General features: G+C 43.3%; 23 protein-coding genes. 11 read left to right on the forward strand and 12 right to left on the reverse strand.

Annotated elements, in window-relative coordinates:
* Positions 1-2 precede the first annotated feature (2 nt).
* The 3 genes from AB6E08_RS12660 to mrdA all read left to right on the forward strand — a co-directional run bounded on the left by AB6E08_RS12660 (position 3) and on the right by mrdA (position 5844).
* Positions 3-1910: a GGDEF and EAL domain-containing protein gene (locus AB6E08_RS12660; protein ID WP_017100546.1), complete on the forward strand. Its 1908-nt coding sequence runs from the start codon at positions 3-5 to the stop codon at positions 1908-1910.
* A gap of 118 nt (positions 1911-2028) precedes the next feature.
* Entirely contained in the window at positions 2029-3702 is a 1674-nt protein-coding gene (locus tag AB6E08_RS12665; RefSeq protein WP_017102140.1) for an ABC-ATPase domain-containing protein, read from the forward strand.
* A 243-nt stretch (positions 3703-3945) separates the two neighbouring features.
* Positions 3946-5844 carry a penicillin-binding protein 2 gene (mrdA, locus tag AB6E08_RS12670; RefSeq protein ID WP_017100544.1) on the forward strand — a complete coding sequence of 633 codons (1899 nt, stop codon included), beginning with the start codon at positions 3946-3948 and terminating at the stop codon, positions 5842-5844.
* 183 nt (positions 5845-6027) lie between these two features.
* On the opposite strand, the gene AB6E08_RS12675 is transcribed toward mrdA, so the two are convergent.
* Together AB6E08_RS12675 and AB6E08_RS12680 are read right to left on the reverse strand one after the other, a co-directional pair.
* Positions 6028-6648 (reverse strand): DNA-J related domain-containing protein, encoded by a 621-nt coding sequence (locus AB6E08_RS12675; protein WP_017100543.1) that lies wholly within the window; start codon positions 6646-6648, stop codon positions 6028-6030.
* A gap of 297 nt (positions 6649-6945) precedes the next feature.
* Positions 6946-7785, reverse strand: a complete 840-nt coding sequence (locus tag AB6E08_RS12680; protein WP_009845327.1) for an isopenicillin N synthase family oxygenase — start codon at positions 7783-7785, stop codon at positions 6946-6948.
* Positions 7786-7985: 200 nt separating this feature from the next.
* Here AB6E08_RS12680 and AB6E08_RS12685 point away from each other — a divergent pair, with 200 nt between their 5' ends.
* Entirely contained in the window at positions 7986-8594 is a 609-nt protein-coding gene (locus AB6E08_RS12685; protein WP_009845326.1) for a DUF2238 domain-containing protein, read from the forward strand.
* A gap of 79 nt (positions 8595-8673) precedes the next feature.
* On the opposite strand, the gene AB6E08_RS12690 is transcribed toward AB6E08_RS12685, so the two are convergent.
* From AB6E08_RS12690 to AB6E08_RS12710, 5 genes are all read right to left on the reverse strand, one after another.
* Positions 8674-8925: a hypothetical protein gene (locus AB6E08_RS12690; protein WP_009845325.1), complete on the reverse strand. Its 252-nt coding sequence runs from the start codon at positions 8923-8925 to the stop codon at positions 8674-8676.
* Positions 8926-8946: 21 nt separating this feature from the next.
* Positions 8947-9855: a DMT family transporter gene (locus tag AB6E08_RS12695; protein ID WP_372065702.1), complete on the reverse strand. Its 909-nt coding sequence runs from the start codon at positions 9853-9855 to the stop codon at positions 8947-8949.
* 30 nt (positions 9856-9885) lie between these two features.
* Positions 9886-11577, reverse strand: a complete 1692-nt coding sequence (locus AB6E08_RS12700; RefSeq protein ID WP_371701808.1) for an SgrR family transcriptional regulator — start codon at positions 11575-11577, stop codon at positions 9886-9888.
* A 154-nt stretch (positions 11578-11731) separates the two neighbouring features.
* Positions 11732-11965 (reverse strand): DUF3389 domain-containing protein, encoded by a 234-nt coding sequence (locus tag AB6E08_RS12705; protein WP_009845322.1) that lies wholly within the window; start codon positions 11963-11965, stop codon positions 11732-11734.
* A gap of 73 nt (positions 11966-12038) precedes the next feature.
* Positions 12039-12464: a hotdog fold thioesterase gene (locus tag AB6E08_RS12710; protein ID WP_009845321.1), complete on the reverse strand. Its 426-nt coding sequence runs from the start codon at positions 12462-12464 to the stop codon at positions 12039-12041.
* 183 nt (positions 12465-12647) lie between these two features.
* On the opposite strand from AB6E08_RS12710, the gene AB6E08_RS12715 reads away from it, so the two are divergent.
* A complete protein-coding gene (locus tag AB6E08_RS12715; protein ID WP_012600658.1) occupies positions 12648-13436 on the forward strand; it encodes a M48 family metallopeptidase in 789 nt (262 codons plus the stop codon).
* Between the two features lie 83 nt (positions 13437-13519).
* Here AB6E08_RS12715 and AB6E08_RS12720 read toward each other — a convergent pair whose 3' ends face one another.
* Entirely contained in the window at positions 13520-14602 is a 1083-nt protein-coding gene (locus tag AB6E08_RS12720) for a site-2 protease family protein (protein ID WP_029225428.1), read from the reverse strand.
* 357 nt (positions 14603-14959) lie between these two features.
* Here AB6E08_RS12720 and AB6E08_RS12725 point away from each other — a divergent pair, with 357 nt between their 5' ends.
* From AB6E08_RS12725 to AB6E08_RS12735, 3 genes are all read left to right on the forward strand, one after another.
* The gene (locus AB6E08_RS12725; RefSeq protein WP_372065707.1) at positions 14960-16219 is read left to right on the forward strand and encodes an outer membrane protein transport protein; all 1260 of its coding nucleotides are present in this window, start codon (positions 14960-14962) and stop codon (positions 16217-16219) included.
* Positions 16220-16232: 13 nt separating this feature from the next.
* Positions 16233-18671: a VolA/Pla-1 family phospholipase gene (locus AB6E08_RS12730; protein WP_017100537.1), complete on the forward strand. Its 2439-nt coding sequence runs from the start codon at positions 16233-16235 to the stop codon at positions 18669-18671.
* A gap of 220 nt (positions 18672-18891) precedes the next feature.
* On the forward strand, positions 18892-19449 hold the full coding sequence (locus AB6E08_RS12735; RefSeq protein ID WP_009845316.1) for a PhnA domain-containing protein: 558 nt from the start codon (positions 18892-18894) through the stop codon (positions 19447-19449).
* Between the two features lie 71 nt (positions 19450-19520).
* Here the strand turns inward: AB6E08_RS12735 and AB6E08_RS12740 are convergent, their stop codons facing one another.
* Positions 19521-20435, reverse strand: coding sequence for a LysR family transcriptional regulator (locus tag AB6E08_RS12740; RefSeq protein ID WP_017100536.1), 915 nt, complete (start codon positions 20433-20435; stop codon positions 19521-19523).
* 237 nt (positions 20436-20672) lie between these two features.
* On the opposite strand from AB6E08_RS12740, the gene AB6E08_RS12745 reads away from it, so the two are divergent.
* The 3 genes from AB6E08_RS12745 to AB6E08_RS12755 are packed head-to-tail and all read left to right on the forward strand — an operon-like array spanning position 20673 to position 23134.
* On the forward strand, positions 20673-20885 hold the full coding sequence (locus AB6E08_RS12745) for a DUF1656 domain-containing protein (protein WP_004730923.1): 213 nt from the start codon (positions 20673-20675) through the stop codon (positions 20883-20885).
* Between the two features lie 10 nt (positions 20886-20895).
* Entirely contained in the window at positions 20896-21756 is an 861-nt protein-coding gene (locus AB6E08_RS12750) for an HlyD family secretion protein (protein ID WP_017100535.1), read from the forward strand.
* Positions 21757-21769: 13 nt separating this feature from the next.
* Positions 21770-23134: an FUSC family protein gene (locus AB6E08_RS12755; protein ID WP_017100534.1), complete on the forward strand. Its 1365-nt coding sequence runs from the start codon at positions 21770-21772 to the stop codon at positions 23132-23134.
* A 90-nt stretch (positions 23135-23224) separates the two neighbouring features.
* Here the strand turns inward: AB6E08_RS12755 and AB6E08_RS12760 are convergent, their stop codons facing one another.
* From AB6E08_RS12760 to AB6E08_RS12770, 3 genes are all read right to left on the reverse strand, one after another.
* Positions 23225-24511: a DEAD/DEAH box helicase gene (locus tag AB6E08_RS12760; protein ID WP_029222771.1), complete on the reverse strand. Its 1287-nt coding sequence runs from the start codon at positions 24509-24511 to the stop codon at positions 23225-23227.
* Positions 24512-24652: 141 nt separating this feature from the next.
* Entirely contained in the window at positions 24653-25393 is a 741-nt protein-coding gene (locus tag AB6E08_RS12765) for a DUF1223 domain-containing protein (protein WP_029222772.1), read from the reverse strand.
* A gap of 211 nt (positions 25394-25604) precedes the next feature.
* A complete protein-coding gene (locus AB6E08_RS12770) occupies positions 25605-25793 on the reverse strand; it encodes a hypothetical protein (protein WP_009845310.1) in 189 nt (62 codons plus the stop codon).
* Positions 25794-25956 lie beyond the last annotated feature (163 nt).

Genomic DNA, 25956 nt, shown 5'->3' on the forward strand with positions numbered 1-25956 from the left:
ATATGAAGAAGATAAAAACGATAGACTTAGATATCCCTGACGATATGGCCTCCAGCTGGCAAAATATTGTCGACCTCTTAGCTCAAATCACTCAAGTGCCTGCTGCACTTATCATGCGTGTTCATACCAACTACATTGAAGTTTTCTCTACCAGCCACAGTCAGGATAACCCTTATAACAAAGGCGATTCTGAAACATTAGGAAATGGCCTTTACTGCGAAACAGTGATGGAGTCTCAGCAGCAGCTTTTAGTACCCAATGCGCTTGCCGATGCTGATTGGAAAAACAACCCCGACACAAAGCTTGGCTTAATCTCTTATTGTGGCATTCCGCTATTTTGGCCTAACGGCGAATTGTTCGGCACCATTTGTATCTTGGACTCGAAAGAAAATCACTACACGCCTACCTATATTAAGCTATTAGAAAGCTTTCGCACCTCTATAGAATCTCAATTAAAAACCTTGTTTCAACACGCTAAGCTCACTCAAATGAATCGTGACTTAAAAAGCCGAGTTGCGACTCGCACTAAAGATCTCGCGAGTCTTAATTATTCATTAAACCAAGAGATTGATAAGCGCAGAGCGGCAGAACAAGAGATCAATTTCCAAAAAAATCACGATCTCGGCACGGGTTTTTTGAACCGAAGTGCTTTTGAGTCGCGCTTAGATCAGAAGTTGTTGTCACAACAAAGGTTTACTGGTGGCTCACTCGCAGTAATCCATATTGGATTTACTAATGGCAGGCGCATTCAAGCTCGATATGGCTACAACGCGTTAGACCAAGTGCTTGTTGAATACCGACAACGCATCGACAGTATCTCTGATGTCGAGGTATTAACTGCGCGCCCTACTTCGGTTGACCTTGTGTTGGCGTTCAGCGTTAAAGATTTGCACCAACGTATCGAAGAACTATGCCAGACACTGGTAAAAGTCGGTCATTCAGAATTTGACATTGGTAGTGACAAAATTCATCTGCATGCCTTTATAGGGATTGCGATTACTGAGCACGACGATGGTGCTGACAGTATTATCCAAAAATCTTCAGAAGCGATGTTGGCATGTAAAGATTCCGGACAGAAGTTCGCTTACTATTCTCAGTCTCATGCTGAAGAACAAAGTCATATTAATAAGATTGAAGGTTATTTACTCCAAGCGGTTCGTAATGATGACCTTATGCTCTATTTTCAGCCTAAAGTATGCCCGTTGACTCATCGCTGGGTTGGTGCAGAGGCTCTACTGCGTTGGCGACACCCCGTTCTGGGAGACATATCTAACGAAACTTTAATACACATGGCCGAGCAAAACGGATTGATTTTCGAAGTGGGAAATTTTGCTCTGCGCAACGCTATAGAGCAAGCGAAAGAGTGGTCCGAATACGTTGAAGATTTCAAAATAGCCGTAAACGTATCTGCTATTCAATTGAAGAATGTTGATTTCGCAGACCAAATTATTCACCTGTTGGAAACCTATCACCTAGAACCTCATTTCTTAGAACTTGAAGTCACGGAAAGTTGCCTCATTGCAGATGAAGTCGTCGCGAAAAATACATTGGAATCGTTACACAATATTGGCGTTACATTGTCACTGGATGACTTTGGGACGGGCTATGCCTCATTTAGTTACCTTAAGAAATTCCCATTCGATACGATTAAAATTGATAAGAGCTTCATCGACCAAATGCTCAACTCACAGGAAGACTCGGAGATCGTTCGGTCCATAGTCCAAATCGCGAAAAAGCTCGACTTAAAAGTCACAATTGAAGGCATAGAATCGGAAGTTCAAGAGCAATTTATCATCAATGAAGGCTGTGATGTGGGACAAGGTTACCTTTATGGCAAGCCAATGCCGAGCCAAGAATTCGAACACAGCTTAATCAATCAAAACTATTTGGGGACAACTCGTTACGCTTAAGGCGAAAAAGAGCACTTTGTTTTGGATTTAGGCCTACTTTCTCTTTACTCTATAGGTGGTGATTTTTATAATCGCCGCCTTTCTGTTTTATCTTCCCTTTATATAGGCATTCCTCGTTATGGATCAGTTGACTGCAAAGCTTAAAAAGCTCGAAAAACAAAACTTCCGCGCATATCAACAAATTAAAGGTCAATACGACTTTGCTGATTTCGAATTACACATCGACCACGTTCAAGGTGACCCGTATGCATCATCTTCACGTTTTCGCGCAACACGCGCTTGGTCGTTAACAGGGTTAGATTGGCTTAAAGAAAAATCTTACGAATACCAAGTAGCAGCACGTGACTTCATTGCACGTAGCTTCTCTGAATTTGCTAAGCAAGAAGTGACCGTGTCTATCGCACTAACCGGCCAAACTGTTTTGGATAACACATCTGTGGTTTTCACCGAGCACGGTATCGAAATTCGTTTTCGTATCAACCTACCCGCTGATGGTCGTAGTATTCTTGCAAAGAAAGCAATCAACATCATTACATTCTATTTGCCTAAGTTTATTCGTCGCGCAACGCTTGAACGCGAACTCAATATTGAAGCGATGATTAAGCATTGTGAAGCTGTTGAAGACCAAGACGCATTGCGTGCTCAATTGGAAGAAAACAACCTAGCGGCATTCGTAGCAAATGGCAGCGTATTACCTCGTATTGCAGGTAACTGCGACCTGCCAATGAAAGGCGCGGTTCCTTTCCTAGCACCAGAGTCTTTAAGTGTGACGCTAAACGCGCCAAACCAAGGTGATGTGACTGGCCTAGGCATTCCAAAAGGTATCACGCTAATCGTTGGTGGTGGTTTCCATGGTAAATCTACGCTGTTGAACGCTGTTGAACGTTCTATCTACAACCATATTCCTGGTGACGGTCGTGAAGGTATCGTGACGGCGACTGATACGATGAAGATCCGCGCTGAAGATGGCCGCTGTGTTCACAACTTGAACCTATCAAATTACATCAACCATTTGCCGATGCAAAAAGACACATCTGATTTCAGTACACAAGATGCATCAGGTTCTACATCGCAAGCGGCTTGGCTACAAGAATCGATTGAAGCAGGCGTTCAAACACTACTTATTGATGAAGATACGTCAGCGACTAACTTCATGATTCGTGACGAACGTATGCAAGCGCTAGTATCAAAAGGTGCTGAGCCAATCACTCCACTTGTTGACCGTATTGGCCAACTACGTCAAGAAATGGATATCTCTACCATCGTTGTAATGGGTGGATCTGGCGATTACCTAGACGTGGCTGACACTGTGATTCAAATGCACGACTACCAAGCAGTAGACGTAACTGATAAAGCACAAGAAGTGATAGCTCAACACCCTACTCAACGAACTAACGAATGTGAGACCGCATTAGAAACGTTTGTTCCTCGCTCGTTAAACCGCGCTGCATTGATGAACATTCTTACTGACGGCAAATTCCGAGTTAACGCGAAAGGCAAAGAGTCACTGCGTTTTGGTAAGGAATTCGCGGACCTTTCTGCATTAGAGCAGTTAGAATCAACGTCAGAAGTGAACGCGATTGGTTGGGCCTGGTTCCAGTTTGCACAAACTCCAGGTTGGTCAAACAACCCAGCTAAAGAGTTTAGCGCTATCTTAAGCGATGAATGGCATGTGAACATGCCAAACTACGGTGACTTAGCGAAACCAAGAGTTTTAGATGTAATGGCTGCTCTAAACAGAATGCGTAAATCTCAGTTCAAACCTTCGAACTCGAACTCCAACTCGAACTAATATGTCGCGTTAAGTTAACCTTATCTCGTATTACGGCTCTCATTTATGAGAGCCGTTTTTTTGCGTTCAATTCCTATATTTCTATCTGATTCGGCCACTCTTTACGTGACTACATTGTTGGTCAGCGCTTTAATCATAGAAATCCCAAAAATCATGACATAGCTTTTACAAAACTATGGCGATATTCAGATAAAGTTCCGACTCGATAGGTGTAACTAAATGTAACAGACTCTTGAGGCTTCAATGAATCATAAACGCGTTAAGATGCGTGACCATAAAATCGAAGTAAACCTATTCAAAAACCGTGTAATTGTGGCGTTTTGTGGGATCTTACTGTTCACTCTCGTCTTAGTCGCCAACCTGTACCGACTTCAAGTCGACAATTTTGAAAGCTATCAAACTCGTGCTGATGGCAACAGAATCAAAGTATTGCCTATCGCGCCTACTCGCGGGCTAATTTACGATCGTAATGGTGTGTTGCTTGCCGAGAACAAGCTTGTATTTAATCTAACGATGATTCCCGAGCAAACAGATGATGTCGATACCATGCTCGCCAAGTTAGACAAATACATCCCGCGTGATGTTGAGCAGATCGCTCGATTCAAAAAACGTTATCACAACACGCGCCGTTTCAAATCTGTCACTATATTAGAGAACCTAAGTGAAGAAGAGATTGCTAAGTTCTCAGTGCACCAGTACCAATTCCCCGGCTTATCGATTGATACGAACTTAAAGCGCTTTTACCCAAATGGAGAGGTGCTGACACATGTCTTAGGGTATGTGGCACACATCAATGATAGTGACCTAAAGAAGCTAGAAGAAAAAGGCATCGAAGCGAATTATCAAGCGACGACCATTATCGGTAAGCTCGGTGTCGAACGCTATTACGAAGATATCCTACACGGAACCAAAGGCTATCAAGAAGTTGAAGTAAACAGTCGTGGCCGTGTTGTTCGGACTATTGAGTACGTGCCGCCAGTTGCAGGCAAAGACATAGTATTAAATATTGACCTTGAACTGCAAAAATATGTATTTGAGCAACTTGATCACCGAACCGGAAGTGCGGTTATCCTCGATCCAAAAGACAACAGTGTACTGGCGATGGCATCTAGCCCAAGTTATGACCCTAATCTATTTGTCGACGGCATTTCGAGTAAGAACTACCGACGTCTATTGAATGACCCTGCTCACCCGTTGGTGAATCGCACCACACTGGGCGTTTACCCCCCAGCATCCACCATCAAACCATTTATGGCCGTTGCTGGATTACAAGAGCATGTTATATCAGAAAACACCATTCGTGATGATCACGGTTCATGGCAAATTCCCGGTTCCAAACGCAACTCTAAATCATGGCGAGACTGGAAACGCTGGGGTCACGGTCCTGTTGACGTAACTCAAGCGATTGAAGAGTCGGTGGATTCATTCTTCTATCAAACCGCCTTTGATTTAGGTATCGACCGCATCTCAAGTTGGATGAATCGCTTTGGTTTTGGTGAACCTACGGGCATCGATATCTATGAAGAAAGCAGCGCCAACATGCCAACTCGAGAATGGAAGATGATGCGTTATCGTACCCCTTGGTATCAAGGTGACACCGTCCCTATTGGTATTGGCCAAGGGTATTGGACATCCACGCCAATGCAACTTGCCAAAGCAACCTCGGTACTGGTTAACCATGGGAAGGTAATGCCACCTCATATCTTGAGAGCTACCTTAGATCACGGTGAAGATTTTGATACGCAAAAACTGGTTGAACCTGAGCCGATGCTGTCGATCACTGAAGTACCAGACGAGATATGGGATGTACCTATTAATGCGATGCGACTCGTAAACCACGGCAGTCGAGGTAGCGGCAGACGTGCATTTAAAGGAACTGACTACACTAGCGGCGGTAAATCGGGAACAGCCCAAGTATTTGATCTTGCAAAAGATCAGGTCTACAACTCCAAGAAACTGGCTCGGCATTTACTCGATCACGCGCTTTACACGGCATTCGCACCTTACGAACACCCTGAATATGTCGCGACTGTGGTCATCGAGCACGGTAATGGTGGTTCCAAGGTCGGTGCTCCTTATATCCGTAAAGTACTCGACTATGCATTCGAACATAAGAGTGGCGAAAGCAAAGATCACTCATAGCATAATAAATGAAGTAAGAACGACGCTTAACCTAGTTACAACGCCTAGCCTAGTAACAATACAAGCGTAATGACGACAAAGCCCCACTTGTGTCACTCACAACATGGGGCTTTTCAATTTTATATATAGGGCTTAAATTTCACTCTAAATAGTCAAAAAACAGCGCAGTAAAAGTTACGTCGATTATGAACTTCGTAATACATGCCACGCTTCACAAAGCGTCTGGAATTTTGCCGTATTGCCCTCGTCTCTATCGGGATGCCACCGCAACGCCAGCTGTCGCCAACGCTTTCTAATTTCCTTATGCGTTGCGTCTACAGGGAGATCAAATAACTTCAATGCACGGTTTTTATCTAAATTGAGCGTATCAGCGCCAACAAACTTTCTGTACCGAGTCCAAAACTCGTTCAGCAGCCTTTTGACTTCACCTTCATCCGCTTCATAGTAAGTCCAATTAGTGTAGTAGTCTCGAAGTGGGTCTTGGTGATCAATGCTGTGGTTATTTCCATGATAGCTTCCATTCATCAATTCAATATCCATAGCTTGAACTTGAAGCCAACCATCAGGGTGCAACGTTTCTTGGAGCTGATACAGCGCATTCATAATGAGAAAGTTCTTTTTAAATAACTCCTTCTCGGGGGCAGCATCTAATACAGGCATAAACCCAAGGTCGTTTAGATGAGCCGCCAGTGTGTGTACTTTCCATCCGCTTGGTTTTCGCTTAAGCACTTCCATAATGGGCCAAAGCAAAGGGTTCTCCATATGGCTATGAAAGCTTGCTCTCACACCTTGATTATTCGACATAGTTGGCTCATTTGCGTTATTAAGTTGTTAGCTTGTTAGCTTGTTAGGCATGATGAATTGCCCTAGGTCAGTGGGCTGACTTCTCTTAATTGAAAGCGATTTTCTACGATTTGTCGAGCTTAATGGAACACCACATTCAATTGCTTGGCTCAAGAGCCCGTTATCCATCAAAATTACGCAGCTAAGGTGACCAGTAATTGGCTATGATTGGTTTAGCTCTTTGGAAAAACAAAAAAAGGCCAGCAATTTTGCTGACCTCTGATATCTATACCAATTTTAGCACAAGGAACTAGTTAATTAGATAACACCAAGCTCTCTTAGACGTTCCATTAGGTATTCATTTGCGGTGTACTTCTCAGACAGTACAACTTCCGGTTTTGGGTGAAGGAATAGTGGCAAAGAGATACGAGATTTCTCTTGGCGTTCACCTGATGGATTAATTACACGGTGAGTTGTCGATGGGAAGTAACCACCTGATGCTTCTTGAAGCATGTCACCAATATTTATGATCATATTACCGAAGTCACATGGAACATCTAACCACTCGTCATTCTGAGCTTTAACTTGAAGGCCCGGTTCATTTGCTGCAGGAAGAACAGTCAGTAAGTTGATGTCTTCGTGAGCGGCTGCGCGGATAGCACCTGGCTCTTCATCGCCTTGCATTGGTGGGTAATGAAGAACGCGAAGCAGTGTTTGTTCGCTGCCATTAATCATTTCAGAAAGCGCGATTGAGAACTTCTCTTGTACTTCTTGAGGCGCATGTGCTTCAACCCAACCTAATAGTTCTTGAGCAAAAGCATTAGCACGTTGGTAGTAATCTAGAATCTGTTCTTTTAACTGTTCAGGAATCTGACCCCAAGGGTATACGTGAAAGTATTCTTTGATGTCTTTTACAGTGTGGCCCTTAGCAACTTCAGAAACTGAAGGTGGAAAATATCCATCTTGTGTTTCAACATTGAAGTGGAAGTTCTCTTTCTCTTCAGAAATGAAGAATTGGTACCAGTTCTCGTAAATTGACTCAACAAGCTCTTTTGGGATGGGGTGATTCTTAAGAACACCAAAACCCGTTTCACGTAGAGATCGAACAAATTGTTCTGCTGCGTCGTCAGCAAGGTAATCGACAGTTTCCAGTTTCATGACTTTTCTTTCTTGTTATGTAGTAATGCAATGATTTTAAGGATCGCTTTGTTGTAAATCAAACTTTTGTGAAACTCCGCCAACCGTTTGTCTAGATACTGGGCGATAACACTACTTTTCAACAAATCTAGTGATTAGAACACAATTGAACACTGTTCATTATTATGTAACTATACAAAAAACTTATAAAGGATCTGATGATGACAATTACGCCACTTGCTCAAAATAGACCTCTACTCTCACTAACTGCTGTCTATCTTGTTATCTTTCTCTTTTCAGCCTTTGCGCCATCTTCAAGAGCCGTTTGGATCGCTGAGATCGTCCCTGCTCTCGGTATTCTTATCGGGATATGGTGGCTATCCACCAAGCTCACCTTTTCTAAGACAGCTTATGCTCTGATGTTTATCTGGCTTATTTTGCACACGATAGGCGCAAAATATACCTTCTCAGAAGTGCCATTTGACTGGTTCAATAACCTTATCGGCTCTGAGCGCAATAACTTTGACCGAGTAGCCCATTTCTCTATTGGTCTTTATGCCTATCCACTCGCAGAGTATTTGATTCGTAAGAAATTGGCTCAGCCGATACTAGCCTGTTTCTTTGCCCTATTTGCGATCATGAGTGTAGCAGCTGGCTACGAGATTATAGAATGGTGGTATGCAGAAATTGCAGGTGGTGATGAAGGTATCGCGTTCCTTGGCTCACAAGGTGATATTTGGGATGCACAGAAAGACATGCTGTGTGATACAACGGGTGCCATTGTCTCGCTATTACTGTTGCAACTTCAAGGACGAGTTAGAGCTCATTAAGCTCTAACCTTTCTTCTGAATATAAAAAACAATGTCAAATGCCACACGCATGATGTGCTGCGGCATTTATTCTTCTCAACTACTTCATAGTTACCTTGCCACCCACAAATTTGTAGGCAGGCGTACCTCGAACCAAAGTATCTCGCGCAAATTCAATTCCGCATTCAGGGCACACACAAGGGTCTTTTGTGAAATCTTCAACGATCCGTTCCTTGAAACACTTTACGAGCGCTCCTTTGCCGCCTTTTCGATACTTGAAAAGTTGTGTCTTACATTTAGCGCAGAATATCTGAACCGTTTTGGTCGGTTGTTTTTTGTTTGGTTTAGCCATAGAAGTTAATGATTGAGCCCTTTATTTATTAAGTTTAGGTGCGACAAGAACCAAGCTTATTCCAAGTAAGATAACAGTCGATGAGATAATAAATTGCATAGTAACAGGTTCAGATAACAACAAAACGCCACCAAGTGTCGCGATAACGGGAACAGAAAGCTGTGCAATGGATGCGACCACTGTATCCAGTTTTTTCACCACGTAATACCACAAACTATAACCCACACCAGAAGCCACTGAGCCCGACAATATTGCGTAAATCAAGCCTTGTTCTGTGATGGATATTTGCGATGCCACATTAGGGATGACAAGTAACAGGCTTACTAACACAAGGATCACTAACGAGCTAAATGCAAAGTTGCAAGTAGTGGATTGCAACGCGTTCGTGGATTTCTTACCCGCAAGTGTATAAATTCCCCAACCTACTCCAGCCAGAGCCATCAATATGATGGAGGTTATATCGGGCGAACTTGTCGAATCCGTCGGCATGAGTAAGTAAACGAGCCCAGAAACTGACAACAAACAACCACACCACTCTAACAATGACATTCTATTGCCAGCTAACAGGTGTGCGGCAATCATCGTAAATTGAACCGCGACAAACAGAACCAAAGCACCGAGACCTGCACCAAGCTCTAAGTAAGCAAACGAGAAACCAAACATATAAACGAGGAGTGACAATATTGATGTGAATTGAAACGGTAATTTGAGCTTTGTCTCTACCGACTTGTCGTTGTTTACTAGCTCCTCTCTAGACTTAGAGTGGGAAGACAAAGTTAATAAAATCAGAAGTGTAAGGGCACCCGATATGATACGAACGATCGAGAAACTCAAAGGATCAATGGTTTGATCCATCAAAGCCCAACGACACAACACTGAATTGGCAGCAAACGCCACCAGCGTTATAAATGTGATCATCACCGTTTGCATCGTGTTGTCCTAATCAAGTTATCTCTGGTCTTAGTCAACGTCCGGTTTTACCCAAACTTGGCTAAAGTCGAACCAACCGAGTGCATTACACTTTGCGTTCTGCAGCGTACCGCATTGATCTTTGTTAACGCCTAACCAACAGTGGAACATTGGAATCAATTGATTGCTTTGCACCAATTGTTTACCTAACTGTCTTGCTGGGAATTGCTCGAATTCGCCCGAGCGCCAACGATCGATCATGTGACACCATTGATCGAAGTCTTCTGCCGGGCTAGATTCATCGAGAAAGCTGTAATCCATCAACCAGCCCGCTAACGCGTCATCTCTATTGTTAGCGATACCCATTGGATTAATCCAAATATCGACATTATCGGCGTGTGGAGGATCGGTTTCGTAACCATAAAGTTCAACGTCGACGTCATATTGCTTCAACACTGTAACAATAGCCTTCGCAAGTGTTGGAAACATTGGGTGTTGGCATTGGTAAGCCAATCTAATGGTTGGTTTCGCATTCGCTGGTGGACAAACCGGCGTGTTCAACTTGATGTCATACCAACCGGGCTTTATCCCATAAGCGTGTAACACTCCCAAATCGATAACAGTTTCTTTCGGAATGTGTACAAACAGATCGGCCGCATTCAAAGTATTAGATAAAAATTGCGCCCATGCAGGATCTTGTGCGATGCCCTTTTTCCGATTCAACAGTAGATAGGTACAGCCGGGATCAAGTTCGACTTCGTCGCTATCGCCGCGATCCGCCATTACAGGCTTAGAAAGACTTGGGTAAACCATTGAAGAGTAAGCCTCATCAACAACCCAAACCTCAACACGATCAATCAATGGCCTAAAACCAAAATATCCGTTAAAAGCCGTTAGCACGAGTTGCTTCTCATCGTTCTTTTCAATGCGATAAGGGCCAGTACCAATCGGTCGAATATCGTAGTCTTCACCACGTAAAATCATCGGTAAGGTGACTTTGGCAACAGATTCAGTCAGAGCGAGTGGGAAGTGTTTATCTGGTCGCGTTAAAAAGACATCAACCACACAGTTTGCCGGAGAAGAGACGTCTTTTATATGTGAGAACATATTGAGAGGTTCGAGTGCTAGCAGCGTATCCACAACATGATTAGTTAACAAAGGCTCTCCGTTATGAAAACGGACTCCGGGTCTCAAGAAGAATCGCCATTGATAATCGCTGATTTTTTGCCATGAATGAGCAAGATCGGGCTGTAATTGATCGTTCTCATCCAAACGTGTTAACCCACTGAATACCTGACAGGTAATATGCTGCTCAGATCGTCGCATCGACTTTGTCGGGTTAAGCATAGAAAGCGGTCGGTAATAAGGCAAACGAATAACCTGCTCACCTTCCTGGTATTGCACACCCAAGTAATTTTGAATAACTTGAGTCAGCTTGGCTGCATTGTGATCAAGCACTGACAGCGCTTGTCCAATTTTACCTTCTTGTAAGTAGCGTCTTGCTAAGTTTTCACTGACATCGCAACGATTCTGCTTAAAAATAAGTTGAGATAACTTGCCTCGCCCAGCCGCAGGTAACCACTCAATCCATCCTTCTTCTTCAAGCTTATTGAGTACCATCCGGGCATTACGACGGGTACAACAAAGCACATCCGTGATGTCGTCGAGCTGAACATCAGAATCTTTACCATCGAAGTATTCAAACAGGGTTTCAAATTGAACGCGAAGTCTCGGGCTGCTCATAAAGAGGAAAACCTATTCAAAGGACATTGAATTCAGTTTCCCTATTTTAAGACTTAAAATCAATCTTACTGATGTGATTTTCTTGCGATTTATTAGGTATGGTGTCCTAAGATTTGATTCAAATAGAAGGTCTAAGTACTTTTGCAGTATACGATTACATCACATCGCAGCCGATTTCATTGGCAATATCTCGAAGCTGCTGTTCGTTGTCTAATTTAATCGACCACTTGCATTCAGAACCATTGGCTGAAATGACATTTGCCCCTTTTCCTATCAGTTGGATTGCATCAACTTGAGCTTGTAGCGTTACTCTGTGCTCACCATCCAAACGAACGACAAGCTCATGTGCGGTTGCGATGATTTTCCCACTTTTAAACGTTATGACCATGGATTTCTCGGACTATTTTTAAATACAGATTACTTCTTATAAATACAAACACAGCTAACTAATGCTTAGCCTATTATCGCTTATGTTTCTTCACGGCAATAGTTAAACGACTTGTACAGACTAAGCGTTGACGCTCATCAGTGATGTTTATCTGCCATACTTGGGTAGACACACCCAAGTGAATAGGCTCAGCAGTACCGACAACATGGCCATCGCGCATTGATCTAACGTGGTTTGCGTTGATATCTAGCCCAACGCAATAGTAGCCTTCTGGAACGCAAAAATTAGCAGCCAATGAGCCAAGCGTTTCTGCTAATACAACCGATGCGCCGCCATGGAGCATACCTAAAGGTTGGTGGGTAAAATGACAAACCGGCATGGTTGCCACCAAAGAGTTGTCGTTGACCTCGGTGTATACAATATTGAGGTGTTCAATTAAGGTATTTTTTGAGGTCGCGTTGAAGATCTCTAGGTCAACGGGCTTTTTCCAAATACTCATGTAGGGTCCTTAATTATTGGCTTTGTTACGCGTGTGCAGTTTTATCATCGTTAATAGGTTGATAAAACCAATAACGTTAGCATTACTGCTGGGATTATTACCGAAATAGTTATCTTACTGCTACTAGCTATTACACAAGTTGATGTTAACATGCATAAAAACCGAATACACAGAGGATATTGTATGACGTCATGGATGAAGTTTGCCTCGCTTCTTACACTCGCTGGGCTAAGTGCATGCAGCGCTTCCCCAACAGGCAGAAACCAATTACTGCTTTTTTCAGATAAAGATATGTCTCAGCTTGGAGCACAGTCTTTTGAACAAATGAAGAAAGAACAACCCATCAGCAAAGATGCAAAAACGAACGCTTATGTACAGTGCGTTGCAAACAGCATCACGCAATACATTCCTAAACAAGGTTTTAGTGAATGGGAAGTTGTTGTCTTTGACAGTGACCAAGTAAACGCATTCGCCCTACCAGGCGGAAAAATTGGCGTATATACCGGGTTACTTAAGGTAGCGGTTAATCAAGACCAACTCGCGACAGTTATCGGGCACGAAGTGGCGCACGTTTTAGCAGACCACAGTAACGAGCGCCTATCTCAGTCTCAAATCGCTAACACTGGTTTATCGGTTACTAGCATCGCATTAGGCGCATCAGAATACAGCCAATATCAAGGTATGACGATGGCTGCTTTAGGTTTAGGCGTTCAGTATGGCGTTATTCTACCGTATGGGCGAACTCAAGAGTCTGAAGCCGATGTTGTTGGCCTAGAGTATATGGCTAGAGCTGGATTCGATCCTAACCAAAGTGTCGACCTATGGCAAAACATGGCGAAGGCATCGGGTGGTAATCAGCCCCCAGAACTGCTTTCTACACACCCTTCGCACAGTACGCGTATCAAAGATCTGCAAGCGACGATCAAAACGCTTCCCCAATCGGGTTCTCCAAGACCAAATTGCAAAGCGTAATTTACATTTGTCTAGACGCTAAACTTCGAATACAAAAATGCCCTATCCATATTGGCTAGGGCATTTTTTTGTTTTGATTCTTGTTAAGTACCAAGAATTTGCAATGGTAGGCTTAATAGCTGATCACCAGTAGATGCAAAATACCAGATAACACCAATCAAACTACTCACTAAACCCACATACCAAACAAACGACACGACTTGACCGTATTTGTCTAATGGTAACAAGTGACTGTGGTGACGCCCTTTCCATTCGAACAGTATTTCCACACTACCCATAATCAATAAGAAACCAAACAAGGTAAGATTCAACTGATAACTCAGTACCACACCAGCAACAGCTGCTGCGATACACAATACAATACCAAGCACGCTGTTCATTGAGAAACTGATACTTTTCAGTACATGTCCGCCATCGAGAGGCAAAATTGGCAATAGATTAAACAAGTTCAATAGCGCGTTGAATGCCGCAAGCCCAGCAAAGAACATCTCGCCAGTGATCCAGTACAACACCATAAACACCAAAGACAATATCAATCCGAACAATGGCCCCATGATTGAGATAACTACATCTTGCCAGCGCGTATTGATCTTCTCATCGGATAACGCTAAACCACCAAGGAACGGTATCAAATAGATGCCTTTGGTCTTCATACCAAAGTATTTCATCGCTCTAATATGGCCGTATTCATGGAACATAAGGCAAGCGATTAGAGCCAAAGCAAATTGAATTGAAAACAGCCATGAATACGCAGCCAAGCTCGCTGAGGCAAGTACGACTTTGATTAGCTTGGCACTTTTTAATGCTTTCATACCAAGCGACACTAATCCAATTAAGCTAAAACGCTTCTCAGGTTTAGGTGCTACAACGGGAGTTTGTTGCTCGATGTCTTTAGTGTCTCGGTTACCTTCGGCAATCGTTTGACCATTGACGGAGGCTTTGTAGTACATCTCAAATGGCTGCCATTGAACTGACGCCTCGACGTGACACTGCAACGTATCTTCGCCAGATTGCAACATGAATGAGTGAGTTCGAGCATTATCTTGCTCTGAGGTCGCATCCAGTTGAGACACAAGTGTATTATCCCAGAACAGTTGTTGCCAACCAGCCATTGAACCTTCTAAACGAAGCGGTTTTCCAAGAAACTCTATCGCGAGTAATTCCAAACTTAAATTCCAATTTAATGCCATCGTAAATGAAACCGTATTATGCCGATTTAGCGATTAACGGTAAACACAAACGAAGTTGTTACATATTTAAGCAATTGAACACTATTTATTCCGATAATGCGCATAAACATTCTGGTCACACCTCCAACCACAAATAAAGCATTGATTGTATGCATATTATAAATGTTAAAGTCCCGCCCCGTAAAATTATAACTTCACAAAATGATAACTCATTCTTTGACTTTACATGAAACATGAATTTAACATGTCATTTACATTGGAGCATCACAAATAAGAATGCTCAGTGTGTTTTCAACAATAAGAATGAGATTTGATGCCCTAGGAGGGTCAAGGATGAAAACAATACAACGCTCTCTCGTTTCGCTTTCTGTGCTATTTGCATGTAATTCACTTGCGGCTGGTTTCCAAGTTGCGGAGCATTCTGCCTCAGGCCTTGGACGCGCATTTTCAGGTGAAGGTGCAGTTGCCGACAACGCGAGTGTACTTGCGAGAAACCCCGCTGCAATGACCCTATTTGATACAGCCCAGTTTTCAGGCGCGGTTTCTATCGTTGATCCAGAGGTGGATATTACTCAAAACAACGTTCCAGGATCTGGCGGTCAAAGCCAAGTATCCAAAGACGTAGCGCCACTTCAAATCGTTCCTGCCGCATACTACATCAGCCCTATCAACGATAAATGGGCTTGGGGTATCGGTATGTTCTCTAACTATGGAGTTGCTACTGATTATCCGGATGATATTTATGCGGGTGATCTTGCAGGTGACACCTCACTTGTGTCAGTTAACCTGAATCCGAATGTCGCTTATCGAATCAATGACCAATTTAGTGTTGGTGCCGGTGCAAACCTTGTTTACGCCGAGGCTGAACTTAATCGTCACCAAGGCTCTATCTCGAACATTACTGGTGACTCTGCCTCTACAAAACTGATCAGCATGACAGGTGAAACATTTGCATTTGGTTGGAACGTTGGCGCGTTATATGAATTGAATCAAAACAACCGATTCTCTATCGCTTATCGTTCAGAGGTAGACCTCGACTTTGATGATGGTGACTTTACTGATTACACGGGCAGCATCGTGCGAGGTAGTGCTACGACAACAACAGGCCGTCTAAAAATCACATTACCTTCAATTATTGAAATCTCAGCTTTTCATCAACTGACGGACCAATGGGCGATTCATTACGGTTGGCAACAAACGGGTTGGAGCAGTTTTAAAGAACTTAAAGCAACCAGTCCAGATTGTACAAATGGTGAGTGTTTCAAAAAGACGGAACACTACGAGGATAACAACCGCTACTCGTTGGGTGCGACTTATCAGTTGAATAAAGAGTGGACTCTAAGAGCGGGTCTTGCTTATGACGAACAAGCAGGCCAAACGACTTTAAGTATCCCAGACAGCGATCGTTACTGGTACAGCACAGGTTTGACTTACCAGTACAGCCCAGATCTTTCTATTGATGCTGGTTTTGCCCTTGTACAAAGCAAAGGTGGTGACTTCACTGAGACCAATAAATTGGGTCAAAAGCTTGAATTTTCAGGTGATGCAGTAGCTTACTTATCTGCAATTCAATTGAACTACACCTTTAACTAAACGGAATTCAAACATGAAAAAGTTATTTAGTGTTTCGCTGCTTGCTTCGGCGATATTTCTTGCAGGTTGTGGTGATGACTCTTCGAGTTCAGGTGCCTCAACTGCCGTTAAATATGAGCAGTACATTCAAGATTCACTGGCTCGCACAACGAGTATTAAGTTTCATCTAAGTGGTGCGAACAAAGCGGTTCCACTGCCAAGCTTTGCTTTGATGGACACGACGGATGGCACTCTCGGGTTACCAACGGGTGGTAAAGATTCGTTAACGAATCCAATTGCGGCAATGAACACAATGGATGGCTGGTCTACTTCGATGCCAATCATTATGAATTTCGAAGGTACCGGTCTTGCCGACGGTGTCGCGACTGGCGGCGTTTACATTCTAAAACTTAGCAGTTCACTCACATCCACAACACCACCAACGGTTACAGGCGTGTTGACTCTAGGTACGCACTTTAATGTGTTATCTAGCGCTGCAACGGATGCCTTTACTATTGTATTTAAAGATTCACTCGATGCTTCAAGCGAATACGTGTTGGCACTGTCGAATGAACTGGCCGATGTTAATGGCGACCCGGTAGGTATGTCGTCAAGCTACGCGGCTCTGAAATCAAGTTCAGTGACGTATACTGACGGCAGCTTAGCTCAAGCTCAGAAAGTAACTCAGGGTGTAGAGCAAATCTTTGCAGGGGCGAATGCCGCCGGCAAGGTTAGCCTTGATACCAAAGACATCATTTATTCGACGTGGTTTACCACCGAATCGGTTGGCGGCTCGCTTTTCGCAACAAAAGCAGCAACAGCGACTGGGTTGGCTTCTGCGAACCTAAATGGTGTATGGAAAGGCAGTGCAAACCCTAATTCGGTTGACCTAAAAGCCGCTTACACTATGTCGTTTCTTCCTGCAGTAACATTCAAAACAGCATTAGCAAATGACACTGATTTTGATAAATACATTGGTGGCGGCGACTCGACTAAGATTGCTAAAGCCAAATTTGCTATTGGGGCGATGTACGATGCATCAAGTGCAGATGTCAATGTAAGTCAAGGGTCGGTTAAGTTACCTCACTACTTAGAAACAAGCAGCAGCAAATGGAATACTCAGCCGTTTGAATCCGCTATGCCTAGCCTAGCTAAGGTTTCAAATGCTCTAAGTAATAGTGCAGAAAAGGCGAACATGGCCGCTCAGCTTATTGCTGCTGGTATTGATGCAAGTATATTAGCGACAAGTCAAACAGAGCAGCTTAAACTCATTGGTTTAAATTTGACTCTTAAAGATGGTTCAGCACTTGATAGCGAGCGAGTCATCACCAAATACTCACCTGTTCCTCAAGTTAAATCATTAGAAGACGTCGAACTCTTACTGTTTACGCCAAATGGTTCTGATCCTACTAATGTTGTGATCTACCAACACGGTATCACCTCAGCGAAAGAAAACGCTTATGCTTTCGCTTACAACCTTGCAAAAGCAGGTGTAGCTGTATTGGCGATTGACTTACCGCTCCATGGTACACGTAGTTTAGATGATACTCGTTCGGCAAACGCTGACGTGTTAGCTTATCTGAACTTGGCGAACTTACCCGTCGCTCGCGATAACGTGCGTCAAAGTGCGCTTGATGTTATGGGCTTACGCGCATCTTTAGCCGTTTCATTAAAAGCTGGGGCACTCACAACGTCTCCATTGAAGGCATTTAATCTAACTACTGGCTCACAAGTGAAGTTCTTAGGCCACTCGCTAGGTGGTATTGTTGGAACAACAGCAGTTGCAGCCTCTAACCGTACTCTCGGTAGTGTCGCAGCTAATTCGCTTTACTCATTCAGTTCAGCAGCAATTGAAAACTCAGGGGGACAAATATCTAACCTTCTGCTTGGTTCTACAGAGTTTGGCCCTCAAGTTAAGCACAGCGTTGCATTGAGCGCTTCAACTGAGTACGCAGGCTTCGCAACCGCTAACTGTGGAAGTCTTACTAGCAAACAGTGCTACACAACGTTTGAAGCAAACGCGACCGCTGCGCAAAAAGCTACCATGACGGCCGCTTTTCAGCAGTTCGCTTATGCTGCACAAACTGTGTTGGATACTGTGGATCCGTTTACCAATGCTTCTTACCTAGTTGCTTCTGGTTCACCTCTTTTGCCTATTTATATGGCTCAAGTGCAAGGTGACGATACAGTACCAAACTCTGTCGCAAACGCTCCGTTCGCGGGAACGACACCGTTAGCAACTAAGTTAGGCCTCAAGGTGGTTGATTCGAGTAACACAAGCCCTGATGGTGCGAAGGACTTTGTTAAGTTCAGCGATGTTGCTGCGCACAGTACGTTTGTAGTTCCGCAAGATAAGACGACACCGACACCTTTGGATGAAGATCATCATGTCAGTATGCAGGCACAAGCTGTAGATTTCCTAATTGACAACGCGCTAACTTCAGCATCAATAACAGGTTCCTTCTTAGAATAAAAAACGTTGCTACTAAACAAATGCCAGCCTAACCGCTGGCATTTTTGTTTCTGCGGCCAATCAACCTTCTCTAGCTAACCGTTTGCATACAACGTTAAAACACAAATGGTTGATCTCGGCTAAAATTAATCAAGACAGAATACCGTACGACCTCTTTCTTTATTGAAAATAAAGTGGATAATAGCCCCCGTAATTAATACCTAATAAATGTGAGTCCATTATGTCTTCTGAAGCTACTATGCTAGAACGCTGCCAATCTAAATGTGAACTATGTGGTTCTGATTCTTCTCTTACTGCGTACGCAGTGCCGCCACACAGCCACGTAACAGTGGATCACGGCATTATGGTATGTGACAAATGCCTTGGTGAGATTGACGAGCCTAAAGATATCAACCACTGGCGCTGCCTAAGCGACAGCATGTGGAGTCAAGAGGCACCAGTTCAAGTAACGGCATGGCGTCAACTTACTCGTCTGAACACTGAAAGCTGGGCTCAAGACGCACTAGACATGATGTACCTTGAAGAAGAAACATCAGTTTGGGCACAAATCGGCATGTCTGCTGATGACAAGCCTCTTGATGTGAACGGCGTTGAGCTTAAAAAAGGTGACGACGTAACAGTAATCAAAGACCTTCCAATCAAAGGTACTAACCAAGTGATTAAGCAAGGTACTGTTATCCGTGGCATCAGCGTTGGTGACGACCCTAAGCTTGTTTCTGGTAAAACAAACGGCGGTCAATCAATGTACGTAATCGCTGAGTTCTGCCGTAAGAAGTAATTCTTCTCTTAGCTGAACAAAATCTCAAAGGCGCTAATGAATAATTAGCGCCTTTTTAATATCTCAAATTTTCACGACTTAAAACTATCAATAAGTTGCTCGCGGTACTCTTTAATAACAGACACCAAAGAGCCTTTGATACCACTGACTTGCTTCGAGTGCGGGCACCACAAAGCGAATCCAAATTTGAATCCTTCCACCATTTGCGCAGAATGAATGGGCTCAATTGAATGTTTTGAAAACTCAGAGTCGGTAAAAAAAGCCTTAGGAAGAAGTGCCCATCCAAAACCCTCTTCAAGCATTTTGATCATTAACGAAAGCTGATCGATCTCTTCATAGTCAGAGCTCACGATAATCTTTTCAGACATACCTTCGTCAATCAGAGACTTCAATACGAACTGTTTAGAGTTCCTAAGTGCGACTAATACTTCGTCTTTATCGATATGTGAGAGTTCTCCCCCTTTTTGTCCGAATGGATAGAACTCAAAATGCCCAAGGAAAGTAGAATCAAAACTATGCATCGCTCGGCTATTGTGAGCATTCACAAGTCCAAAGTGATATTCCCCACTTTGTATTCCTTGTTTAATTTCGTTCTTATTCCTAACCAGAAAGTTCACTCGCATCATTGGGAAATCGTGCTTAAGTCGTTTTCGTATATCTACCAAAACACGTTGTGGAACGAAACTAGAATACGCGATTGTTATTTTCTCTAGCCCACCATAAGAGAGGCTCAACGCCACTTTGTCAAAAGTACGAGCTTGCTCAATCGTCTGTTTTGCGTAGTGATAAAGGAGGTGCCCGTCCTCCGTTGGTTCTACAGAGCGGCCGACCCTTTCAAAAAGATGCACAGCAAGGTGGTCTTCCAAATTTGTAATAACCTGGCCGACGGTCGTTCTGTGCTTGTTGAGTTTTACTGCTGCTTTGCTGAATGACCGTTGTTCATAAACGGTCACAAACGCGAGAAGTTGTTCAATACTAAAGTTCATTTTGATGTGCTTACTTTCTTAGTCATGCATATGAAATAGAAAAATATCTACTGCATCAGAATAATAATGATAAAAAGACGGAGCTAAATAGCTAATGATTTGTGCCTTTTGCTAACTCTTCTTTCTAGTATATACCTAAACCTACCTAAGTTTGATGGATCCGATCCTCTATATACGATTATTAACATTGCCATAGTTCCTTTATCGTGACCTTCTTCAAACGATAGAGACAGACCCATGAACACAATGCCACATGAACTCGTGTGGGGTGAGATCTACTTCCCTCCTTTGCTATTGGTTATCGCGTTAGCTTATGTATTGACGATATTGACTGGCTCAATCGCGACAAAACTTGGGCTACATAAATATGTCGCTTTTCCTGCAATTGCCGAATTAAGCCTAATCGTGATTTTCGTCGGCGTTATCGGTCAATTCATTACCATCTTCTGAGGAATTCACCTTGATTAAACGTTATCTCATCACGCTACTACTGGTCGTTGCCGCAAGCTCTGTGGTTTATAGCTATTACCAATCTTATTCGAGTAATCCCTGGACTCGAGATGGTCAGGTCAGCGCTTACATAGTTTCTATTACCCCTCGAGTCACCGGGCAAGTAACTAAAGTCCATATTGAAGACAACTCACAGGTAGTTAAAGGGGATCTACTGTTTGAGATCGACCCAAGTATTTATCAAGCGGCCTACAATAAAGCACTCGCGACACAGAAACAGGCTCGCGCGCTCTTAGCAAAAGCTAAAAACGAAGAGCAACGCGCGTTGAACTTAGAAAAAAGAACGCCTGGCGCGCTGCCAGTGCTGACCTTGAATAACCTGAACAACGCGGTTGAGACAAATGCAGCTAACGTTGCACTAGCAAAGGCCAATGTTGAAGAGGCACATTTAAATCTCAAATACACCAAGGTTTACGCTCCAACGAATGGCTTCATCACGAACTTAAACCTACGAGAAGGCTCTCAAGTCGTCGCTAATACACCGGTAGTTGCGCTGATCGATGAAGACAGTTTCTGGATCGAAGGCTATTTCAAAGAGACTGATCTTGTGAACGTTGCACCAAACGACAAAGCTATCGTCACGCTCATGACGCGCAATGATGTTCAATTAAAAGGCCATATTAAAAGCATTGGCTTTGGCATTGCGACACAAGATGGCAGTACTGGTAATGACCTTCTTCCCAACGTGAACCCAAATTTTCAATGGATTCGCCTCGCTCAGCGTATACCAATTAAAGTAGTACTCGATAACGTGCCTGAAGACTTGCAACTTCGTGTCGGCATGACAGCTTCAATCAAAATAATCAAATAGTTGGATGGCATTTATGTTCAGTGCATCGACCAAAGAAGCAATTAAGGCTTCTCTCGCGATTGTTATCTCTATCTGCCTTGCGTTGTGGTTTCAGTGGGAAAAACCCTATTGGGCGGCAATTGCGGTTGCTGTCATGGCATTGAACGAGAGTTTTGCCCATTCAATAAACAAAGGCCATAACCGATTAATGGGAACCTTGTTAGGGACGGGTTATGCCTTTTTCTTGATTGCGATGTTTTCGCAAGACCGCTTTCTGTTTTTGATGTTTTTCACTTTATTTCTCGGTACATGCATCTTCATGTCGAGTGATGAAAAGTACGGTTATGTCTTTTCTATAGGCTTTGCTGTCTGTTCCATCATCTCTTGTATGGGGGGATTCGATAACCAAATTACATTCTATTTTGCGGTGCTACGAATACAAGAAACTTTGCTAGGCGTTATCACCTTCTCGATTGTTTATCGTCTAATCTGGCCGGTAAACACTGAACAAAACTTCGAACAACGATTTGAAACAAGCAGAGAAACGCTGATAACAGCAATGAGCGATACCAATAACCTTGATATAGAAGCCTTAGAGTCCAATACCGCTAATATTAAAAAGCTTTATCAACTGTTGGATTTACCGCTCACTGGCAGTTATCACCTAAAGCAAAATATCCAAGCGTGGCGTTTACGTGTCCGTGAAATTGCTCATATTCAAGATCGTCTGCTTGAACTCGCCTCGGATGAACTTACTCAACCTATTGATTGGCCAATTCTCACAGAAAAACTGGAAAAACTGGAAAAACTAGAGTTAATGGCGCCACACTTGTCATTGATTGATGATGTGCCGTTTGTGAAGAGTGAGAAGAAAAACGTTTCTTGGCACCATGAGCACCGTACCTTTGTTCAACACCTGGATGAAGATGGGAGAAAAGTCTTACAAGGAGTCTCGATGTTCGTCACGTCGCTACTGGTTTGGATATATCTACCTGTGCCGGGCGGTTTTATTTTTCCGATGATTGCAGGCGTATTTTCTTCCATGTTACCGACGATGCCACCAAGTGTTATCAAAGATGCGTTTTTCGGGGTGATAGGCACTGGTACCGTTATTTTACTTCAATACATCTTTATCATGCCGATGATGACTGAGTTGTGGCAATTAGCACTGTTCTATTTCATTAATAGCATGGTGATATGGAAAGTGTTCGCAACGCCTAAACTGATGGTGCACCGAATACTTGGCATTAACCTGCTGGTCGTACTGACGTCTGGCGCGCTTAATCTAACACCGGTTTATCAGATTCAAACACCATTACTGATGTTAACCACACTGCTCGTCATTTTGATGATCGGCAAATTATTTACTGACCTCTTTAGAGTCAAGAGTGTCGTTTAATCTCGTTACGCGGATTTGCTAAACTTAGGGCTAAAAATAAAAAAGGCGCAATTAAGCGCCTTTAGAAATTCTATTTTTACTGACTCAATATCAGTTATTTCTCAACCAAACATCTTGGTTTTTAGGTGCTTTCTTCTTTTTCTTCTTGCCTGTACCAGCCGGTGGCGCAACCGGTTTTAATGCAGCAACAAGTGCAGCGGTTGCTTCTTCATCCACTTCAAAGCCTTCGATTTGCTCACGCTCAAGACGAATTTTGTTCTTCTTCTCGATGATTGTGAAGTGATGGTAGTCTTCGTGATCGATCAAAGATAATGCTAAACCAACCTCACCTGCACGACCGCTTCGGCCAATACGGTGCATGTAGTCTGATGGACTACGTGGTAAATCAAAGTTGATAACTACAGGAAGCTTTTCAATATCCAGACCACGAGCTGCGATGTCTGTCGCGATCAGAACGTCAATCTCGCCAGATTTAAAATCTTCTAGGATACGAGTACGTGAACCCTGACCTTTATCACCGTGGAATACTTCCGCAATGATACCGCGCTTGTATAGCTTGTCTGCTAAATGTTCACAGCTGTTCTTCGCATTCACGAAGATCAGAGCTTGGCGCCATTCGTGTTGCTGAATCAGGTGCGCTAACAAAGCTGTCTTACGACCTTTCTCTACTTCGAATACTCGCTGAACTAGCGTGCTCGCATTGGCACTTTGAAGTTGGACTTCAATTGGGTCGTTCAGTAATTCGTGAGTCAACGTTTTAACTTGCTCAGGGAAAGTCGCAGAGAACAACAGAGTTTGCTTCTTGCTTGGCAGCAGCTTCAAGATCGCGTCGAGCTCTTCTGTAAAGCCAAGGCTCAACATTCGGTCAGCTTCATCAAGCACTAACGTTTTTACTTTATCGAGTTTGATAGCGTTGCTTGAGATCAGATCAAGCAAACGACCCGGTGTTGCCACCAAGATGTCTGTGCCGCCACGTAACGCTTGCATCTGAGTGTTCACCGATACACCACCGAATACACAAACAGTTTTGATTGCACCGTTGAAATGTACTGCGTAAGACTTAACGCTATCGGCAACTTGCTTAGCAAGCTCACGTGTAGGAACCAAGATAAGGCCGGAAACATAGTTACCTTTGCCTGAACGACGGTCTAGAGGTGCATCTTCATGGATTTGTTGTAACAGTGGAAGTGCAAAGGCTGCGGTTTTACCTGAACCTGTATTTGCGCCTGCAATTAGGTCGCGTCCTGCTAACACACTTGGAATAACTTGCGCTTGGATAGGCGTTGGCTGTTGGTATTCAAGCTCGGTAAGACGAGCCATCAAAGGAGAGATTAAGCCAAGATCAGAGAAGTTGGTTGGTGTTGTGGTGTTAGTCATTAATTGCAGGAACTCAAAGCTAAAATAATAGCGCGCTATATTAACGTATTTCAGCAGTATTACGTAACTAAATCGCCCCTTTCTCTCGTGTTTTAGCAATGAGCCCCACTACAACACATCCAGTATCAAGTTATGGCAAGTTTAATTCAGCCACCCTGCTACCGTTTGTTCCGGTGTATACGAGTTAGGTTCGGTTAACCACACGGCTACAGCATCTGGCGTTGCGACTAATGGATCAAAATCGACATTGAATTGCCATTCAGACTCACCACGTCGATAGCCGTCATAAACCACGACAAAATCGTGCTCAAGTTTCTTACCTCTGTTCTCGCCCGCTTTAACGCTGGTGACTTCGTTCATCGCCAACAAGGTAATATGAGCGACATAATCACCTTTGCCTTCGTAATGCACGCTGAACGTATCGCCTTTATGGTTCACTGTTAATTTAGGATTAATTTGTTGTTGGAGCGATGGCAAGGTTCTGTCTAGCCAATTAAAGTAACCACGCCACTCTTTTCCATCGACGATAAAGCCCGGGGTATAAACACCACTTGTTACCCCATAAGCTTTGTACAAGCGTTGCTTCTGACTGAATGCCTTGCTCGCGAACTTATCTCCCCACCCTAGGTAGTCCCAGTAATCGACGTGATAGGCGAGAGGAATGACTTGTGTCCAAAGATTAGGGTCGTCTTCAAAAGTACTAAGGTAGGCATCAGCAGGCGGACAACTTGAACAACCTTCAGAGGTGAACAGTTCGATAACCTGCGCAGGTTGACCTTCATTACTCCAGGTTTGTGCAATCGACACAGAAGAGTAAAAGCCGATCGGTAAGGCAAGTAAACAGAGTTTAATCAATGGTGAGTTGCAGCTGGCGTGTGACATACCGTGATCCTTGTACGAAGCGAATTTACTGGCGCTCAAATACAGACCGTTATGCCTAAGTCTTTCTTTCAGGTGATGAGTTTTCAGGTGCTTAGTTTATTTTAAATGCTTAGTTTCTTTGAGATACACAGCTTATTGCAGATACAAAAACGCCAGCTTCAGAAGCTGGCGTTTTCTTAAAATTCTATATTTTTACATGTTAACGCGGAGATTAACGGTTGATACCGATATCGCGTTGCATGTGACCAGATAGGTCGCTTGAGTAGTAACTACGTGGAGAGTTGTCTACAAAAAGAATATCGAAAATGTGTGCAATCAATCCTTTGAAGTTAACCGAGTAGGTCTTCTTATCCATAGAGTTAGGAACAGCGATAGTATTCATTTGCATTGCTTGAGCCATGATTGCCTCTCTATAAATTTGTTTAAGTGGTTCGTTCTGATGACAAGAATAATAGGTGATTTTTTACACGTTAAAAAATGACTAAATTTGGGCATTCAGATTAGTTTTTCGGCTCTTCTCCGCTTAGATGAGTCTATAAATTAACAATAAAATCAATAAAGCA

The organism is Vibrio sp. 10N.247.310.24 (genome assembly GCF_041467175.1).
GTDB classification, from domain to species: domain Bacteria; phylum Pseudomonadota; class Gammaproteobacteria; order Enterobacterales; family Vibrionaceae; genus Vibrio; species Vibrio tasmaniensis_A.

Excerpts from the sequence above, each read along its gene's own strand:
- AB6E08_RS12725 (WP_372065707.1), top strand. The coding sequence starts at position 14,960 with ATGAAAACAATACAACGCTCTCTCGTTTCGCTTTCTGTGCTATTTGCA.
- AB6E08_RS12765 (WP_029222772.1), bottom strand. The coding sequence starts at position 25,393 with ATGTCACACGCCAGCTGCAACTCACCATTGATTAAACTCTGTTTACTT.
- AB6E08_RS12735 (WP_009845316.1), top strand. The coding sequence starts at position 18,892 with ATGTCTTCTGAAGCTACTATGCTAGAACGCTGCCAATCTAAATGTGAA.
- AB6E08_RS12770 (WP_009845310.1), bottom strand. The coding sequence starts at position 25,793 with ATGGCTCAAGCAATGCAAATGAATACTATCGCTGTTCCTAACTCTATG.
- AB6E08_RS12730 (WP_017100537.1), top strand. The coding sequence starts at position 16,233 with ATGAAAAAGTTATTTAGTGTTTCGCTGCTTGCTTCGGCGATATTTCTT.
- AB6E08_RS12715 (WP_012600658.1), top strand. The coding sequence starts at position 12,648 with ATGACGTCATGGATGAAGTTTGCCTCGCTTCTTACACTCGCTGGGCTA.
- AB6E08_RS12710 (WP_009845321.1), bottom strand. The coding sequence starts at position 12,464 with ATGAGTATTTGGAAAAAGCCCGTTGACCTAGAGATCTTCAACGCGACC.
- AB6E08_RS12740 (WP_017100536.1), bottom strand. The coding sequence starts at position 20,435 with ATGAACTTTAGTATTGAACAACTTCTCGCGTTTGTGACCGTTTATGAA.
- AB6E08_RS12700 (WP_371701808.1), bottom strand. The coding sequence starts at position 11,577 with ATGAGCAGCCCGAGACTTCGCGTTCAATTTGAAACCCTGTTTGAATAC.
- AB6E08_RS12745 (WP_004730923.1), top strand. The coding sequence starts at position 20,673 with ATGAACACAATGCCACATGAACTCGTGTGGGGTGAGATCTACTTCCCT.
- AB6E08_RS12755 (WP_017100534.1), top strand. The coding sequence starts at position 21,770 with ATGTTCAGTGCATCGACCAAAGAAGCAATTAAGGCTTCTCTCGCGATT.
- AB6E08_RS12660 (WP_017100546.1), top strand. The coding sequence starts at position 3 with ATGAAGAAGATAAAAACGATAGACTTAGATATCCCTGACGATATGGCC.
- AB6E08_RS12760 (WP_029222771.1), bottom strand. The coding sequence starts at position 24,511 with ATGACTAACACCACAACACCAACCAACTTCTCTGATCTTGGCTTAATC.
- AB6E08_RS12705 (WP_009845322.1), bottom strand. The coding sequence starts at position 11,965 with ATGGTCATAACGTTTAAAAGTGGGAAAATCATCGCAACCGCACATGAG.
- AB6E08_RS12690 (WP_009845325.1), bottom strand. The coding sequence starts at position 8,925 with ATGGCTAAACCAAACAAAAAACAACCGACCAAAACGGTTCAGATATTC.
- AB6E08_RS12665 (WP_017102140.1), top strand. The coding sequence starts at position 2,029 with ATGGATCAGTTGACTGCAAAGCTTAAAAAGCTCGAAAAACAAAACTTC.
- AB6E08_RS12685 (WP_009845326.1), top strand. The coding sequence starts at position 7,986 with ATGACAATTACGCCACTTGCTCAAAATAGACCTCTACTCTCACTAACT.
- AB6E08_RS12695 (WP_372065702.1), bottom strand. The coding sequence starts at position 9,855 with ATGCAAACGGTGATGATCACATTTATAACGCTGGTGGCGTTTGCTGCC.
- AB6E08_RS12680 (WP_009845327.1), bottom strand. The coding sequence starts at position 7,785 with ATGAAACTGGAAACTGTCGATTACCTTGCTGACGACGCAGCAGAACAA.
- AB6E08_RS12675 (WP_017100543.1), bottom strand. The coding sequence starts at position 6,648 with ATGTCGAATAATCAAGGTGTGAGAGCAAGCTTTCATAGCCATATGGAG.
- mrdA (WP_017100544.1), top strand. The coding sequence starts at position 3,946 with ATGAATCATAAACGCGTTAAGATGCGTGACCATAAAATCGAAGTAAAC.